We start from the raw sequence: 13,080 nt of genomic DNA, 5'->3' as shown, positions 1-13,080 counted from the left end.
TGAGCCGGATTGCCTGCAATACTCCATCACATCGGGTCACTTTGCGTTGACCTAGATACCGACATTTCTGGCGGTACAACTGACGGTATTGGCGGTACCTGACTCGCTGGTACCGTCAAGTGAGGACGGTATGGAGAAGCTGACGGCAAAGCAGGTAGAGCAGGCCAAGCCCAGGGACACAGCCTATAAACTGGCTGACGGCGGCGGTTTGCACCTCCTAGTGAATCCCAAAGGCGCCAGGTATTGGCGTTACGACTACCGTTTTGGCGGTAAGCGAAAGACGCTCGCCATTGGTGTATACCCCGAAGTCACGTTAAAGGCCGCCCGGCAGAAACACCGCAAGGCTCGAGAACTCCTTTCTAACGATGCCGACCCGGGCGCTGTGCGCAAGGTTGAGAAATTGAAACGCAACCTGGCGGCTGCCGAGAGCTTCCAGGCCTTGGCCTCGGAATGGGTAGAGGTGCGCTTGGCTGACAAGGCTCCGGCCACCAAGAAGCGTAACCAGAGTATCATCGACAACTACCTTGCTCCCTGGCTCGGTAGCCGGCCAATAGCCGATATAGAGCCGCAGGAACTGCTAGCAGCCCTGAAGCGGGCAGAATCCAGCGGCACCATTGATTCAGCCCACCGTGCCCGTCAGATTGCCGGCCAGATATTTCGCTACGCCGTAGTTACAGGCCGGGCTCAGCGTGACCCAAGCGGTGACCTGAAGGGCGCTCTGACCTCTCGCCAGAAACAACACCGGGCCGCGATCACTGATCCAACCGAGGTTGGACGCCTACTTGTGGCAATGGAAGGCTTCGACGGCACCTTTGTAGTAAAGACTGCTCTCCTGCTTACGCCATTGCTGTTCCAGCGCCCCGGGGAGATCCGAGCAATGGAGTGGGCGGAGATCAATTGGGACGCCGCGCAGTGGGAGATACCCGCCGAGAAAATGAAAATGCGCCAGCCCCATATCGTGCCACTGTGTACCCAGGCGCTGGCCCTGCTGCGCGAGATCCAGCCTTTCACCGAACACCGCGGCCTCTATGTCTTTCCCAGCGCCAGAGGCGCCAGCCGCTGCCTTTCCGACAATGCAGTTCGTGTTGCGCTCCGCACCATTGGGTACAGCAAGGAGCAAGTTACTCCCCATGGCTTCCGCGCCACGGCCCGCACCCTGCTGGATGAAGTGCTGGGCTATCGGGTGGACTGGATTGAGCACCAGCTAGCCCATGCTGTGAAAGACGCCAACGGACGCGCCTACAACCGCACCAGTCACCTGGAGGGGCGGGCGAATATGATGCAGGGCTGGGCAGACTACCTGGACGTGCTGCGGGAGCAGGCGAAGTCAGGGAACGTTGTGGTCGCTGCTTTTGGTAAGGGCAGCTAGTGGACACCGTTTATATTTTTCTCGATGAAGGCGGTAATTTCGATTTTTCTGAGAAAGGTTCTAAGTACTTCACACTAACCTGCATAGCGAGAACGCGCCCGTTCTTGCTGAATGGCGCTTTGGATTCTTACAAGTACGATCTACTGGAATTTGGCCAGGATCGGGAGCACTTCCATTGTGCCGAAGATAATGTGCATGTAAGGCGCCGTGTGTTTGAGCAAATATCAGGCCATGCCGATACGCTCAGGGTTTACAGTTTAGTGATCCCCAAGTCAAAAACGGTAGTCCCGATACGCCGAGAGCAGGAATTCTATCCGCAAATGCTCGGATTCCTGTTGCGTGATGTACTTCTTAAGGAGAGTGCTCCGCACGTAAAGGAGGTCATTGTTGTCACTGATACCATCCCTCTGAACAAAAAACGTCGAGCAATTGAGAAGGGCGTCAAAACGGTGCTTGCTAACGTGCTCCCAAAGAGAGAGGTATTCCGCGTTCTACACCATGACTCTCGCTCCCACTATGGGTTGCAGATAGCCGACTACTGTAATTGGGCAATCTATCGGAAATGGGAAAGGGGTGACCTCGAATTTTACGAAGCCATACGGCCGATGATCTACAGCGAATTCGTGATGTGGGGAGAAGGTGAGCAAGTAAAACGGCGGGGGAAGAAATGACCTCCTCGACTACTCCCGAAGGAGAGAGCCCCTTGGGCTCTTGTCATCGAGGAGGTACCTTTCCGGTGCGAGCCATCGGCTCAAAACTGGTAGGGGCGATCCCTGAAGTGGGCATTATAGGAGAAGTTTCCAGGGTTCGTCCATGTCGTAAATTGCTACACAGCCCGCGCTCTAATCGAGGCAAGTATTGTAATGTGTAAAAATACGCTATACATTTGGTTGTAGTGTTACGCGAATGGACAAGAAGGCATATATCTAGAATATGAACAAATCCCGCCAACATAGCCCGCCACATCCGGGAAGCACTCTGCGCGATGACGTTCTGCCTGCGTTGGGCCTGACTGTCACCCAGGCCGCGGGGCAGCTTGGTGTCACCAGAGTTACCCTGTCTCGAGTCCTTAACGGTCGGGCGGGGATCTCGCCGGAAATGGCGCTGCGTTTGGAGGCCTGGCTGGGAACAGAGCGGGGCGGTGATGCGCAGCACTGGCTTGCGGAGCAGATCAATTACGATCTTTGGCAGGCAAAGCTGAAGTTTGAGCCCAAGCACGTAAAGCCGGCGCCGGCCGCTCAGTAAAGATTTTGCCCACCTGGGCAGAAAAGCGGGGGCAACTGGTGGTGAAGCACCAGCGCCCCCTGACCACAAAAACGCCTACAAAGGAGGCGCATCATGGCTACACAACATTCTACCAATAATGGGTTAGAAATCCTTCGCATTCACAGTAGTGTCGAGGCAAAGCGGGAGGCACTTCTGATTGCTGCCGAGGCCGTCAGATTCATTGGCGGGCTTATGGTTACGAATCAGGTTTCAGAGGATGTCCGCTTACGAGAAGATGATATTGAGGGCGCTGCCCGCACGGTTGAAGCTCTGGGCACCCATATCGAGTATCTCGCTGGGAATATGGAAGATGACCTGTCAATACTTCAAAGACTCAAAGAATCCCATGGGGTGTAGTCATGGAACTGAATAATTCAATTTCTCAACGCAATTCCGGGATCTCGTACCTCATAGAACATATTGAGGCGGGGCTTTCAACGCTGCCCGCAGATGTTCAGGAACGAATTAATTCCAATTTTAAACAGCGCCTGGAAAATAGGCTACAGGCTGCCAAGGAGGGCCAGAATGGGCACCTGTAGTTCGTCACAGTCCTTGAAACTCAAAAATATACCGGCTTACGAAATCATCGACGATTCAATGTTCGATCCGGCAGGCCAGTGGCCGCATAACTCTTTCCCTCAAGGCGGATCGGTTCTATATGACCCCCAGCGCAAGGCCTCACTTGGTGACTATGTAATCGCAGAGCACGAAGGCAAGCGAGTTTTCAGGAAGCTCGTTTCGGCAGGTGGTGAGCAGGCGCTCTTACCGATGAATCCGGATCGCGATGAATTTCCGGTTGTGACCCAAAATTTCCAGATTTTAGGCAGGGTATTCCAAATCAATCACGGCCCGTTCCCTGGGCCTTGGTGATATATAGCGCCAGGCTAGCCCCGGGCGGCCTGGCGCGACAGGTAGAAAACCATTCTTTTGGGGGGATCATGACCTTTTCGCTCTTTGGCTCTGACGATCAGATAGAGGCTCTATACGAGGGCTTTAGCGATGAGGGCAAAGCGGAGTTTGACCGAATTGTTGCTGCCTCCGCTGCTGACGAGGCTAACGCAAAAACCGTTGATGATTTTGTCCGTCTACTAGAGGCCGAATGGCAAAAATCCGAAGTAGGCAACGAAAATCACCAAGCCCCCCTTTCTCATAACAACACCTGGCCACACGTCAGGTGTATTCGAAACGAGATTGCTGAAGACTACGGCACACACCTCTCTGAGCTTGATGCCGCATGGAAAAAGCTGTCTGCTGATTATGGCGAATTTTTAAGCCGCGAACGTGACGAGGCATTTGGTAGCACCCCTCTCGAAGCGTTCCTGATGCTCATTCGGCAGGGATACTATCCACCGCCAGAAATTCTTCTCGCTGTAGCTGATTCCTTTGATGCTTACTTCCTCAGCCATGGGGATGTTGAGATGGATAAATTCTTCAAAGAACGAATACGCGGGTATGGAGATTTTGCTACTCGGAGAGCTGCTGAGCACGATAGTAGAGAGTTCTTAATCTTGAAATTCATTAACAAGTATCGGGCGAAGAATCGCAAAAAAAATGTGCCCGATTTGGAGGATGAATATCTTCGAATGAAGGGCAGGAGCACCGAAGAAGCCGGAAGTATTGATGAGCGGGCCCGTAGGCTTCGCGCCAGGGAAAAGCCAAAAAACTAGAATTTTGAGCACGCAACACCCCTTTGCGTGCTCGTGTAATCAGAATGCTCATGTGAATAATAGGGTGTCATGTCAGATAACGCCGAAGGAGGCAGAAGGCATGACGACTCAACCTTCATCACGAGAAACAACTAGCACACCGTCTGGCCATTCGCCGCATTCGGAGAAGTTCCGTCCTGAGTTGTACGATAGCTGCGAGGCTGCAGAATACCTCGGTTACAAGTCTCCAGACACCCTTAGAAATGCAAGACACACCGGCAAGTTGGCCGGCGTAACAGCTCCGCGGTACCGTAAAATTGGAAATCGCGTGGTTTACTCACGTGATGCTCTCGATGAATGGCTCGGCCAATTTGTGGAGCAGACGAACACGGCCGGAGATGCGGCATGAGCGCCGCCCTCCACAACCCCCAAGCCGATCTCCTGCAGCGCCACATTGCTGCCATCGAAGCCCTGATCCTCGATGCCGGCACCGGCCGCCTGCGGCTGGGCGGTGTTCAGGCCTCCGATGAGGTACCCGGCCTAGCCCTCAGGCTGAGTCAGATACTCCGCGGCGCGAAGGCCCAATCATGAGCGCGCACGAGATAGTGAATCGTCTGGAGTTCTGTAAGCCGACTGGCAAAGGGCAGTGGATCGCCCGCTGCCCTGCACACCAGGATAACGGCCCCAGCCTGTCTATCAAGGACGCGGGTGATGGTCGCACGCTGATTCACTGCTTCGCCGGCTGTGGCGCTGTGGACGTTCTGGCGGCCATAGGGCTTGAGGTTTGCGACCTCTACCCACCGACAGACCATTATCGAACGCGCAGGTATAGCGCCCCCGCAGAGACCGTTGACAGCCTCGTCATTGAAATTGCGGAGCATGACAGGGCAAAGGGTAGGAGGCTTTCAAAAGCCGATATAGAGCGTTACAGGGCCGCACTGAAGCGAAGACCACCCAAAAGCGATGCCATTGTAGAGATCGCATACGAGATGGGCGCGCTGAGTTGAGCAAGAGGGCCGCCAATAACGCCACCACCTGGCTTCTCGGCGTGTTTGATAGTGACCTGAAGTCACCACAAAAGCTGGTTGCCGCCTACCTCAGAACGCACATGAATGACTATAAGGAAATGGCTTGGCCAAGTGTCGGGACCATCGCGGATAAAACCGGGCTTAACACCAGGACGGTGCAGCGTCACCTGAAAGAAATGTGCGCCAGTGGCTGGCTTCTGAACAGTGGTTATTCCCAGCTTGGCACCATTCGTTACGCCATATCAACCCCCCCGGCACAGAGTCACCCCCCCGGCATAGAGTCACCCCGGCAGAAAGTCACCCCCCCGGCACAGAGTCGTAATAGGGGTGACAGAGAGTCACCCGAATTAACCAAGAAAACCAAAGATATATATGCGACGGATTTATTGGGTGACGAAATTGACGCATTTGATGCGTTTTGGTCTGCCTATCCCAAGAAGGTGGACAAGAAGAAATCCAAGTCCAAGTTCTCGAAGCTGAAGCCAGATGTGCAGAGCCTGGTTATCGCTAACGTCCAGGCAAGGGCTAAGGCTGATCGGCAATGGCTCGACGGGTACGCCCCCAACCCGACCACCTACCTCAACGGCTCTCGCTGGGAGGACGAGTGGGAGAGGGTGAAGGGCGAAAACGATAAGGCAAACCAAATGATTCACGGATACGACTATGAGTAGGAAATTGCACGATTCCGAGTTCATGCAGCTAGCGGACCTCGAGGTCAACACACAGGTTGAGCAGATGGCCAATCTGTTTTCGCCTTCTGAGTTTTTGGGGCGGCTGAACACCCTGGCGTCGAACGGACGGAACATGGGCGCCTTTCGCCCGTTCTGGGACCAGTGGGGTGACAGGTTCGTCATCCGGCCCAAAGAGCTGTCCATTGTTTTCGGGTCTCGCGGTAGCTACAAGTCCACGGTGGTTAACTACCTGATCGCTGACTGGATTATGTCTGGTGCGGGGAAGGCGGGTCTTATCAGCTACGAAATGGAGCCGGAAGACCTGCTCTTGTTGCTCATTGAGCAGATGGCAAACAGCGTGAACCCGACCTCCGATTTCAGGCAAAGGGCCATGTCCGTGGTTGAGGACAAGTTGCTTATGGTCGATGAGATGGTTGATAGCCCGCACTCGGCTATTGCCAAGATCAACGCCACCCTGGAGATAGGTTGCAAGTTGGTAGTCCTCGATTGTCTTCAGCGGGTGAATATGCCCGATAACAACATAAATCTTGAGCGCGAATTTGTCGTAGAGATCACCAACCTGGTTCGCAGGCATAGCGCTCACTGCATTGTCGTCCACCACTCGCGCAAAGGCTCCCACCACGACGGTGATAACCCAATGCCCGTTGTTGACGATCTGAAGGGCTCAGGCGGGCTTGCTGACAACGCCCACAACGTCATGTCTATTTGGTCGAACAAGAAGAAAAAGGCGCTGGCCTTTAAGGTTGAAAATGGTTACCAGCCCGACGAAGAAGAGCAGAAATTGCTCGAAATGCCAGACGTTCTTCTCGACATCAAGAAGCAGAGAAAACACTCCTTTGAGGGACGCATAGGGCTTTGGAGAACGGAAGCAAGGGCATTCCACCGAAAGGGCGCAACCCCGAGATGTTTGGCATGAGACACCCCGATTACTACGCACTGAGCCATGCCGAGAAGCGGGAGGGAGATCGTGTCAGCAACCGGGAGGTCTGCGGCAGATACGGAGTGGCCGCGTCAGCGGGCGTCGAGGATAGCGGCGATACCGAAGTTGGAGGGAAGGCGGGCCCTGTGGGCGCACCATTCCCGCCAGTTCGCGGCCACATCGTCCCAGCCCCCATGCGCATCGAAATCCCCCGCAGCGGAGGCCAGGCGGCCTGAGCCGCGGGAACTATGACCATCAAAATGACAATTGAGGAATCAAGAATGGAACCAACGAAATTAGTGGAGCTGCGTACCGATAACGTTGCCGTCCAGGGGGTACTTGTGCGTTCTGACAGCGATCACGTCTGGTTGGCCGAGGCCATGTTAAGCCATGGCGGGAAGCCTGCTCGGGATCCTTTGATAAAAACCCTCATCAGGGTGAAAAACTCCGCCGTACGCGCAGTGGCAGAGGTACAGAGTGCCGACCTGCTCTGCGACTATCGAGTGATTACCTCAATCCCTGAAGTGGGCAGCAACTTGTCGGCCTGGGTCGGTGATGAGGAAATCAAAGGCGTTGTCACTTCTCACGAACCCCTGGCGATCAAGGACGGTAACGGCCGGAAGTGGGGACTAAACGAGCCTGACGTACTGGATACCTGGATTGACCGTGGCCGCGCCCGCTCGTTGATAGCTGCCGTCCTGAAACCCCAGGCCCCGGTGACTGCACGGCGCGCCCCGGCAAAACCTGCGGTCAAAGCCGCAGCCCTCCAAAAGTTCACTGTTGAATATGCCGCTGGCAACGAACCGGTACGGCTCGAGGTCGAAGCGGAAGGGCCCGCAGAAGCCAGGGAGCAAGCCGATGAGCTGTGTCGTCTCCGGTACCCTGACGCCTCTTTCCTGGGCCTTCGCGAGTCTGCGTAGGCGAATGGGAAAGTTAAAGCTCAGTTCATGTTTTGGCGGGCGTTCGGAGGTTGGTATTTTGCGCCCTGGCCGTGCGAATCAGTCTGGATCCTTTGGCCAGAAGCGATCCTCTGTGAGCAAGCAGATGAAGTCGTCCTCAATATCTTCGGCGGGTGGGCGAGGTGCTTTCCCGCCCGGGAAGATGAACGGCTCACCACGATGCAGCGCCAACCGCGCCCTGACCCACCAAACCAGTCCGCACAGCGCGACTACGGCAATGCCAATCAAGATAGCGGTTTTCATTTATGGCGGCTCCTGCTGGCCCGGTGGGGCGGTTCTCGTAGAACCAAACCTACTCGCGCGGCAATTCGGCCGCAAGTCGGCACCTCAAAACTTTCAGTTTCAGACAGGGCCCCGCAACGTGCTAGGTTCGGGGCGCTGCTACTTTGATCCTCACTTGGAGAACGACAATGGCAATGTATGACCAGCCCTTCGACCACAAGGGCGCCCGCAATGCCCAGGCAGCGCAGAACGCCATCGACCAACGCCGCTACTCACGACTACAGCGCCCTGCACAGCCCGCGGCCCAGCCTTCCCAGCCAGCCAGGCCATCCCTGGCTTCAAGGGCCGGAAGCGCCACAGCGCGCGCTGCCGGTGCCACCAAGGATGTGTTGACCCGGCCGCGTAATCTGGGCTATGGAACGGTCGCCAAGGCGGGCGCAAAGGCCGCGGCCAAGGTGGGTGGCCGGTTGATAAGTCTCCCTTACCATGCGGCCGGTGCCATCGGCTATTACGGCGGCGACGCACTCAAGGGCACGGCCGGTGCCAAGGCCCTGCAGCGCCCCCTGACAAATGCGATGTCCAGGCTCTCTGGTACCGATGACCTGCAATCCCGGATGTTGTCTGATGATCCGGAGGTTTCCCGCGCCGCGATTGCTGAGTACCGGGAAGGGGAAGCCAATCCATCTTTTCTGAAGCGCACGATGGATAGTGTCACGGGTTACTTCGCGGATGGCGACAACGGGGCCCAGAAGAAAACCCCCGCCCCGAGTGATCCCACATCTCAAACCAATGCCCAGCGCTATGTACCCAGAGCCGGCGCTGAATCGGCGGTTCTTGCGCACACTACTACCCAGGGCCAGACAGCAGGCTCCCAGGTTAATGCCGGCCGGCCACAGCCCATAGAGGGCACGGACTACAGCTACGCCGGCCAGTACGGCGACAGCCAGGTACTTTCCCGGCCCGGCACTCCTAAGGTGGCTGCTCGCAACCGTGACGGCAGCCTGGCGGCCGACCCCAACGCACCGGTGACAGAGTTTACTGATACTCGTACTGCCTTCAGCCGCCCCGGTGCCGGCCAGCCGGCCCAGTCAGAGGAAGCCCGCGCTCAGCAGGCCCGGGAGCAGTACATCGCCAACACCACCGGCAGCGATGGCCGGCGCCACTTTGGCGGTTCAGCGACCGAGCGCCTGCGCAGCCTGCAGATGGCCGAGGCCCGCCGCGGGGATCCAGCCGGTGTTGTCCAGCGCCAACTGGCAGAGGAAGGCCTGGCCCCGGAGCAGCGCGCCGCATACCGCGCCGACCCGGCCGGCGCCTATCAGGTTGACGCCCAGGCCGCTGGTGCAAACGCAAAGACCCAATTGGATGCCTTCAAGCAACAGCAGGACGCGGCCCGTGACCGGCGCCAGGCCAGCCGGGAAAGTGCTAAGGAGGCGCGCCTTGCGCGCCAAAGCTCCCTGGACGAAGCAGATCAGATTCTTCTGCCCTACAAGGAAAGCATGCCCGAGGTCTACTCGCAGTTGATGGCCATCGCCGGCGAGGCTTACAACCCCAACCAGGGCCCTTCAATGAGCCAGATCGTGGGACGCCTGCTCGGCTCAATCGAGACAAAAGATGGTGTACCGGTGCTGGGAGAAGATGGAAGCGTTGTTTTCAGGGAGGCGCCGATTGTTGAGGACAGCGGGCAATTCAGCCTGGATGACTATCTCTAACACCCTTACATTTCACTGGGGACAAAAGCCCAATGGCTACAATCAAAACAGTAATCAATGACGCGAAGCAGTATGCCGGCGAACTGCTGAACGAGGCGCGCAGCCTGGTGAATACCGCCAACGTGGTTGCCCAGGGCCGGGCCTTCGTCAATGTGCAGGAAGTAAGCTGGGAATCAACCGTTGACGCCAACGATAGCTTCCTGTCTGCGACCTTGCCCGGTGACTTTGGTGACACCTTCCAGGCACCGGAGTTGGATATGGATGGTGTTCAGGAAATGCTCGAACCGTATATCCCTGTGTCGCCTGAGTTGCCGTCCGCGCCGCCCGCGCTGGATACCGCCAACCTATTCCGTGTGCAGCCGCCATCCTGGGGCGTTCCTGACTTCACCGACAGCGCACCCAGCATCAATACCAATGTCCCGTTTCCGACCCTGCCAAGCGTGGAGCTCCCCAGCGATCCCGGCGGGGCGGGAGCCGCCATTCAGGTGCCAGAGGTATCACCGCCCACCTTCGATGATGCGATGGCGCTGCCAGATATTGAGCAGACCGACCTGGTAACGGCGTTCAAGGATGCCAGGGGCGAGAACTTCCAGGTGCTGGTGGATGCTGCGGAGTCCTATGCTGACGCTTGGATAGCCCAGTATTGCCCGGAATACTCAACAGGGCTGGCCGCGATTGAGGCGAGGATCACTGACGGCATCGCCGGCGGGAACGCCATGGATGAGGGCTGGGAGAACGCCATGTACGACCGTGCGCGGGTCCGGGTGAACGAGGAAGCCCACCGGTCACAGGAGGCGGTAACCGCCGAGTATGCCCGCCGCGGCTTCGCCATCCCTCCGGGAGCGGTAATGTCAGGTCTGGCCCGGGCGGCTCAGAATACCGGCAGCGCGCTGGCCCAGGCCAATGCCGATATTGTGGTGCGCCGAAAGGAAATTGAGCAGCAGCACCTTCAGTTCGTGCTTCAGTTGTCTACCAGCATCCGGCAGCACTTCAGCGGCGCCATGCAGAACTACCTGCAATTGGTTTTCAGCGCCAACGGCCAGGCTTTGGAGTATGCCAGGGAGGTCGGGCGGTGGGCTTCGGAAATGTTCAACCAGCGCGCCGAGCTCTACCGCCTCGAAGTTCAGCGGTACCAGGCAGAGGCCCAGGTATACGCTGTTCGGCTGGAATCTGCCTTCGCCATCATCCGGCAGTTCGAGGTGCAGATAGAGGCCGAGCGCCTGAAAATTGAGGTCGACCGCAACGAGATTGCACTGTACGAAGCGAAAATTCGCGGCCAGCAGCAGAAGGTAGACCTTTACACCGCCCAGCTTCAGGGAGTGCGCACACGCCTTGAGGCCGAGGCGCAGAAAATGTCCGTGTTCGAGAGCCAGGTGCGGGCCTATGCCGCCCGGGTCAGCGGGAAGGAGGCGGAGTTCAATGCGTACCGCGCCGCCGTCCAGGGCGATGCCGCCAGGGTGGATGCCTACCAGGCCGAAGTGCAGGCCTACGGCCGCCGGGTGGACGCCATTGGCACGAAGGTCAGCGCCGAGCGCGCTATTTCCCAGTCGGTTGCCGAGTACAACCGAGCCATCATCGACCACCGCGACAGCACCATTCGCAAGTATGCGGCAGAGATTCAGGGCGAGTCAGCCCGCTTCGACGCCAGCAGTGACGCCTATCGCACGGCGCTTGCCCGGTACACCGCGGAAGTCGAGGCCCGGCTGCGCCTCATCAACACGAGCTATGAAAAGGATCGCCTGGAACTGAATGCCGCCATTGCCCGGGTAGAAACAAACCTGAAGGCTCAGACAGCCAACGTTGAGGGCTATATCCGCTCCATTGCTTCGCAGGCTGAGATAACGCAATCCGGTGGCAACATCATCGGCCTCATGGCGTCCAGCGCACTGACCACCAATAACACCATGATTACTTCCGAGGAATAGCCGGTAAGGTACCTGTGGGAAGAAATCTACTTGGACAACGGAGCATGAGCGTCAAGCTGACAGCAAAACAGGAGCAATTTTGCCATGAGTACCTGGTAGACCTGAATGCCACTCAGGCGGCTGCCAGGGCCGGGTACAGTAAGAAAACGGCAAAGGACATGGGCTGCCAGAACTTAGCAAAACCCAATATCGCGGAGCGAATCGAGGCGCTGAAAGCCGAGCGGATGGAGCGCATTCAGATCAGCGCCGACTACGTGCTGCAGCGCCTGGTCGAAATTGACCAGATGGACATAGCCGAGATTCTCAACGATGACTTCTCGGTCAAGCCGCTCAGGGAGTGGCCTGAAACCTGGCGCCGCACTCTGTCTGGCGTCGACGTGTCCGAGTATTGGGAAGGGTCGGGCGAGGGCCGCGAAATGACCGCCCTGCTGAAAAAGATCAAGTGGCCCGACAAACTGCGAAACCTGGAACTGATCGGTCGGCATGTGGCGGTAGGCGCCTTCAGGGAGGTCATCGACCACAACCACCGGGGCGAGGTGAAGACAATCACCCGCCGTATCGTGGATGCCGCGGGCGGCACTGGCTGAAACGAACAGGGCGCGCCATTGGTGAACTGGCCGTCCGAGACTGAACACTGTACACCATGGGGGAGAGGGCATGATTGACGAGATTGTCATTCAGGGATTGCACAAGACCATCCGGCGGGGCGACCTGCCCAAGCTGCTGTTCGCGCTACCAGAGGGCGCTGGGGGCCTCCGCTGGCTGGCTGTGAAGTACAACACCGATCAGGCCATCAAGCTGATTCGCTGCCAGGGCGCGCACTTTGTCGGCCCGCTGGAGTCCAGTGCAACGCTGGATGACATTCGCAGTACGGTACTGGCTGCGGAGCAGGGATGGCGCCAGGCGGTGGCGCGGTGGGCTGACGGCCAACTGCAATAGTCGGGGCCTACATGCTCGAGCTTTCCGACGAGGAACAATTGCGGGTCACCATTGGTACTGTCCAGGCCCAGCTAGAACACATCAAGGCGGCCAATGCAGCTCTGCTTGATCGAGTTATGGTGGCAGAGGGCTTACTTCAGTTGGCGATGGTCGGGGAGCCCTGCAACTGCCGAGAGGCGCAGATCCTGCGCAATTGCGTTCTTGCCTTTGGCTTCGAGGATGACTGGTGGCTTGAACGCCCAGGCTACACGCCCGAGCAATGGACGGCCGAGTTTGAGACGGCAGACGCCGAGTTTCGTTTCCAGCATGGAATTGAATACTGGGAAAAGTAGATAGGCTCTGGCCCTGGGCGAACCAGCCTACTACTTCAATTCTTCCCGACTGCGAGGCGCGCCAGGGATTGTTG

The 13,080-nt window shown here is 57.5% G+C and carries 18 protein-coding genes; 17 read left to right on the top strand and 1 reads right to left on the bottom strand.

The features are described 5' to 3' along the window. The first annotated feature begins 130 nt into the window (after positions 1–130). From DDZ17_RS01615 to DDZ17_RS01560, 12 genes are all read left to right on the top strand, one after another. A complete protein-coding gene (locus tag DDZ17_RS01615; protein ID WP_116364209.1) occupies positions 131–1,369 on the top strand; it encodes a tyrosine-type recombinase/integrase in 1,239 nt (412 codons plus the stop codon). Then, positions 1,369–2,040: a DUF3800 domain-containing protein gene (locus DDZ17_RS01610; protein WP_206613405.1), complete on the top strand. Its 672-nt coding sequence runs from the start codon at positions 1,369–1,371 to the stop codon at positions 2,038–2,040. The genes DDZ17_RS01615 and DDZ17_RS01610 overlap by 1 nt, the downstream gene beginning before the upstream one ends. A gap of 262 nt (positions 2,041–2,302) precedes the next feature. Beyond that, positions 2,303–2,614 carry a HigA family addiction module antitoxin gene (locus DDZ17_RS01605; RefSeq protein WP_116364208.1) on the top strand — a complete coding sequence of 104 codons (312 nt, stop codon included), beginning with the start codon at positions 2,303–2,305 and terminating at the stop codon, positions 2,612–2,614. A gap of 93 nt (positions 2,615–2,707) precedes the next feature. Next, positions 2,708–2,992 carry a hypothetical protein gene (locus DDZ17_RS01600; RefSeq protein WP_116364207.1) on the top strand — a complete coding sequence of 95 codons (285 nt, stop codon included), beginning with the start codon at positions 2,708–2,710 and terminating at the stop codon, positions 2,990–2,992. A 168-nt stretch (positions 2,993–3,160) separates the two neighbouring features. Continuing rightward, positions 3,161–3,505, top strand: coding sequence for a LexA family protein (locus tag DDZ17_RS01595; protein WP_116364206.1), 345 nt, complete (start codon positions 3,161–3,163; stop codon positions 3,503–3,505). Positions 3,506–3,573: 68 nt separating this feature from the next. Then, on the top strand, positions 3,574–4,302 hold the full coding sequence (locus DDZ17_RS01590; protein WP_116364205.1) for a hypothetical protein: 729 nt from the start codon (positions 3,574–3,576) through the stop codon (positions 4,300–4,302). Continuing rightward, positions 4,256–4,690: a helix-turn-helix domain-containing protein gene (locus DDZ17_RS22985; RefSeq protein ID WP_116364204.1), complete on the top strand. Its 435-nt coding sequence runs from the start codon at positions 4,256–4,258 to the stop codon at positions 4,688–4,690. Before DDZ17_RS01590 ends, DDZ17_RS22985 begins: the two co-directional genes overlap by 47 nt. Next, the gene (locus DDZ17_RS01580; protein ID WP_116364203.1) at positions 4,687–4,872 is read left to right on the top strand and encodes a hypothetical protein; all 186 of its coding nucleotides are present in this window, start codon (positions 4,687–4,689) and stop codon (positions 4,870–4,872) included. The genes DDZ17_RS22985 and DDZ17_RS01580 overlap by 4 nt, the downstream gene beginning before the upstream one ends. Further along, positions 4,869–5,288 (top strand): DNA primase, encoded by a 420-nt coding sequence (locus DDZ17_RS01575; RefSeq protein ID WP_193940525.1) that lies wholly within the window; start codon positions 4,869–4,871, stop codon positions 5,286–5,288. Before DDZ17_RS01580 ends, DDZ17_RS01575 begins: the two co-directional genes overlap by 4 nt. Continuing rightward, positions 5,285–5,980, top strand: a complete 696-nt coding sequence (locus DDZ17_RS01570) for a helix-turn-helix domain-containing protein (RefSeq protein ID WP_116364202.1) — start codon at positions 5,285–5,287, stop codon at positions 5,978–5,980. Before DDZ17_RS01575 ends, DDZ17_RS01570 begins: the two co-directional genes overlap by 4 nt. Before the next feature lie 4 nt (positions 5,981–5,984). Beyond that, complete coding sequence (locus tag DDZ17_RS01565) at positions 5,985–6,917, top strand: AAA family ATPase (protein ID WP_206613404.1); 933 nt, start codon at positions 5,985–5,987, stop codon at positions 6,915–6,917. Positions 6,918–7,168: 251 nt separating this feature from the next. Beyond that, complete coding sequence (locus DDZ17_RS01560; protein WP_116364200.1) at positions 7,169–7,840, top strand: hypothetical protein; 672 nt, start codon at positions 7,169–7,171, stop codon at positions 7,838–7,840. Between the two features lie 78 nt (positions 7,841–7,918). On the opposite strand, the gene DDZ17_RS01555 is transcribed toward DDZ17_RS01560, so the two are convergent. Continuing rightward, on the bottom strand, positions 7,919–8,122 hold the full coding sequence (locus DDZ17_RS01555; RefSeq protein ID WP_116364199.1) for a hypothetical protein: 204 nt from the start codon (positions 8,120–8,122) through the stop codon (positions 7,919–7,921). Between the two features lie 143 nt (positions 8,123–8,265). On the opposite strand from DDZ17_RS01555, the gene DDZ17_RS01550 reads away from it, so the two are divergent. From DDZ17_RS01550 to DDZ17_RS01530, 5 genes are all read left to right on the top strand, one after another. After that, positions 8,266–9,810 carry a hypothetical protein gene (locus DDZ17_RS01550; RefSeq protein WP_157976390.1) on the top strand — a complete coding sequence of 515 codons (1,545 nt, stop codon included), beginning with the start codon at positions 8,266–8,268 and terminating at the stop codon, positions 9,808–9,810. 107 nt (positions 9,811–9,917) lie between these two features. Continuing rightward, entirely contained in the window at positions 9,918–11,735 is a 1,818-nt protein-coding gene (locus DDZ17_RS01545) for a coiled-coil domain-containing protein (RefSeq protein WP_157976389.1), read from the top strand. A gap of 44 nt (positions 11,736–11,779) precedes the next feature. Beyond that, the gene (locus DDZ17_RS01540; RefSeq protein ID WP_116364196.1) at positions 11,780–12,322 is read left to right on the top strand and encodes a terminase small subunit; all 543 of its coding nucleotides are present in this window, start codon (positions 11,780–11,782) and stop codon (positions 12,320–12,322) included. Between the two features lie 70 nt (positions 12,323–12,392). Then, entirely contained in the window at positions 12,393–12,674 is a 282-nt protein-coding gene (locus DDZ17_RS01535) for a hypothetical protein (protein WP_116364195.1), read from the top strand. A gap of 11 nt (positions 12,675–12,685) precedes the next feature. Continuing rightward, a complete protein-coding gene (locus DDZ17_RS01530; RefSeq protein ID WP_116364194.1) occupies positions 12,686–13,006 on the top strand; it encodes a hypothetical protein in 321 nt (106 codons plus the stop codon). The last annotated feature ends 74 nt before the right edge of the window (positions 13,007–13,080 follow it).

The sequence above is a fragment of the Parahaliea mediterranea genome, from assembly GCF_003402235.1.
Taxonomy (GTDB): Bacteria; Pseudomonadota; Gammaproteobacteria; order Pseudomonadales; family Halieaceae; genus Parahaliea; species Parahaliea mediterranea.
This window is presented reverse-complemented; position numbering and strand designations above follow the sequence as displayed.

What these genes read in the sequence shown, in the direction of transcription:
- DDZ17_RS01615 (WP_116364209.1), top strand. Translation starts at nt 131, where the DNA reads ATGGAGAAGCTGACGGCAAAGCAGGTAGAGCAGGCCAAGCCCAGGGAC.
- DDZ17_RS01605 (WP_116364208.1), top strand. Translation starts at nt 2,303, where the DNA reads ATGAACAAATCCCGCCAACATAGCCCGCCACATCCGGGAAGCACTCTG.
- DDZ17_RS01600 (WP_116364207.1), top strand. Translation starts at nt 2,708, where the DNA reads ATGGCTACACAACATTCTACCAATAATGGGTTAGAAATCCTTCGCATT.
- DDZ17_RS01595 (WP_116364206.1), top strand. Translation starts at nt 3,161, where the DNA reads ATGGGCACCTGTAGTTCGTCACAGTCCTTGAAACTCAAAAATATACCG.
- DDZ17_RS01590 (WP_116364205.1), top strand. Translation starts at nt 3,574, where the DNA reads ATGACCTTTTCGCTCTTTGGCTCTGACGATCAGATAGAGGCTCTATAC.
- DDZ17_RS22985 (WP_116364204.1), top strand. Translation starts at nt 4,256, where the DNA reads ATGAGCGGGCCCGTAGGCTTCGCGCCAGGGAAAAGCCAAAAAACTAGA.
- DDZ17_RS01580 (WP_116364203.1), top strand. Translation starts at nt 4,687, where the DNA reads ATGAGCGCCGCCCTCCACAACCCCCAAGCCGATCTCCTGCAGCGCCAC.
- DDZ17_RS01575 (WP_193940525.1), top strand. Translation starts at nt 4,869, where the DNA reads ATGAGCGCGCACGAGATAGTGAATCGTCTGGAGTTCTGTAAGCCGACT.
- DDZ17_RS01560 (WP_116364200.1), top strand. Translation starts at nt 7,169, where the DNA reads ATGACCATCAAAATGACAATTGAGGAATCAAGAATGGAACCAACGAAA.
- DDZ17_RS01555 (WP_116364199.1), bottom strand. Translation starts at nt 8,122, where the DNA reads ATGAAAACCGCTATCTTGATTGGCATTGCCGTAGTCGCGCTGTGCGGA.
- DDZ17_RS01540 (WP_116364196.1), top strand. Translation starts at nt 11,780, where the DNA reads ATGAGCGTCAAGCTGACAGCAAAACAGGAGCAATTTTGCCATGAGTAC.
- DDZ17_RS01535 (WP_116364195.1), top strand. Translation starts at nt 12,393, where the DNA reads ATGATTGACGAGATTGTCATTCAGGGATTGCACAAGACCATCCGGCGG.
- DDZ17_RS01530 (WP_116364194.1), top strand. Translation starts at nt 12,686, where the DNA reads ATGCTCGAGCTTTCCGACGAGGAACAATTGCGGGTCACCATTGGTACT.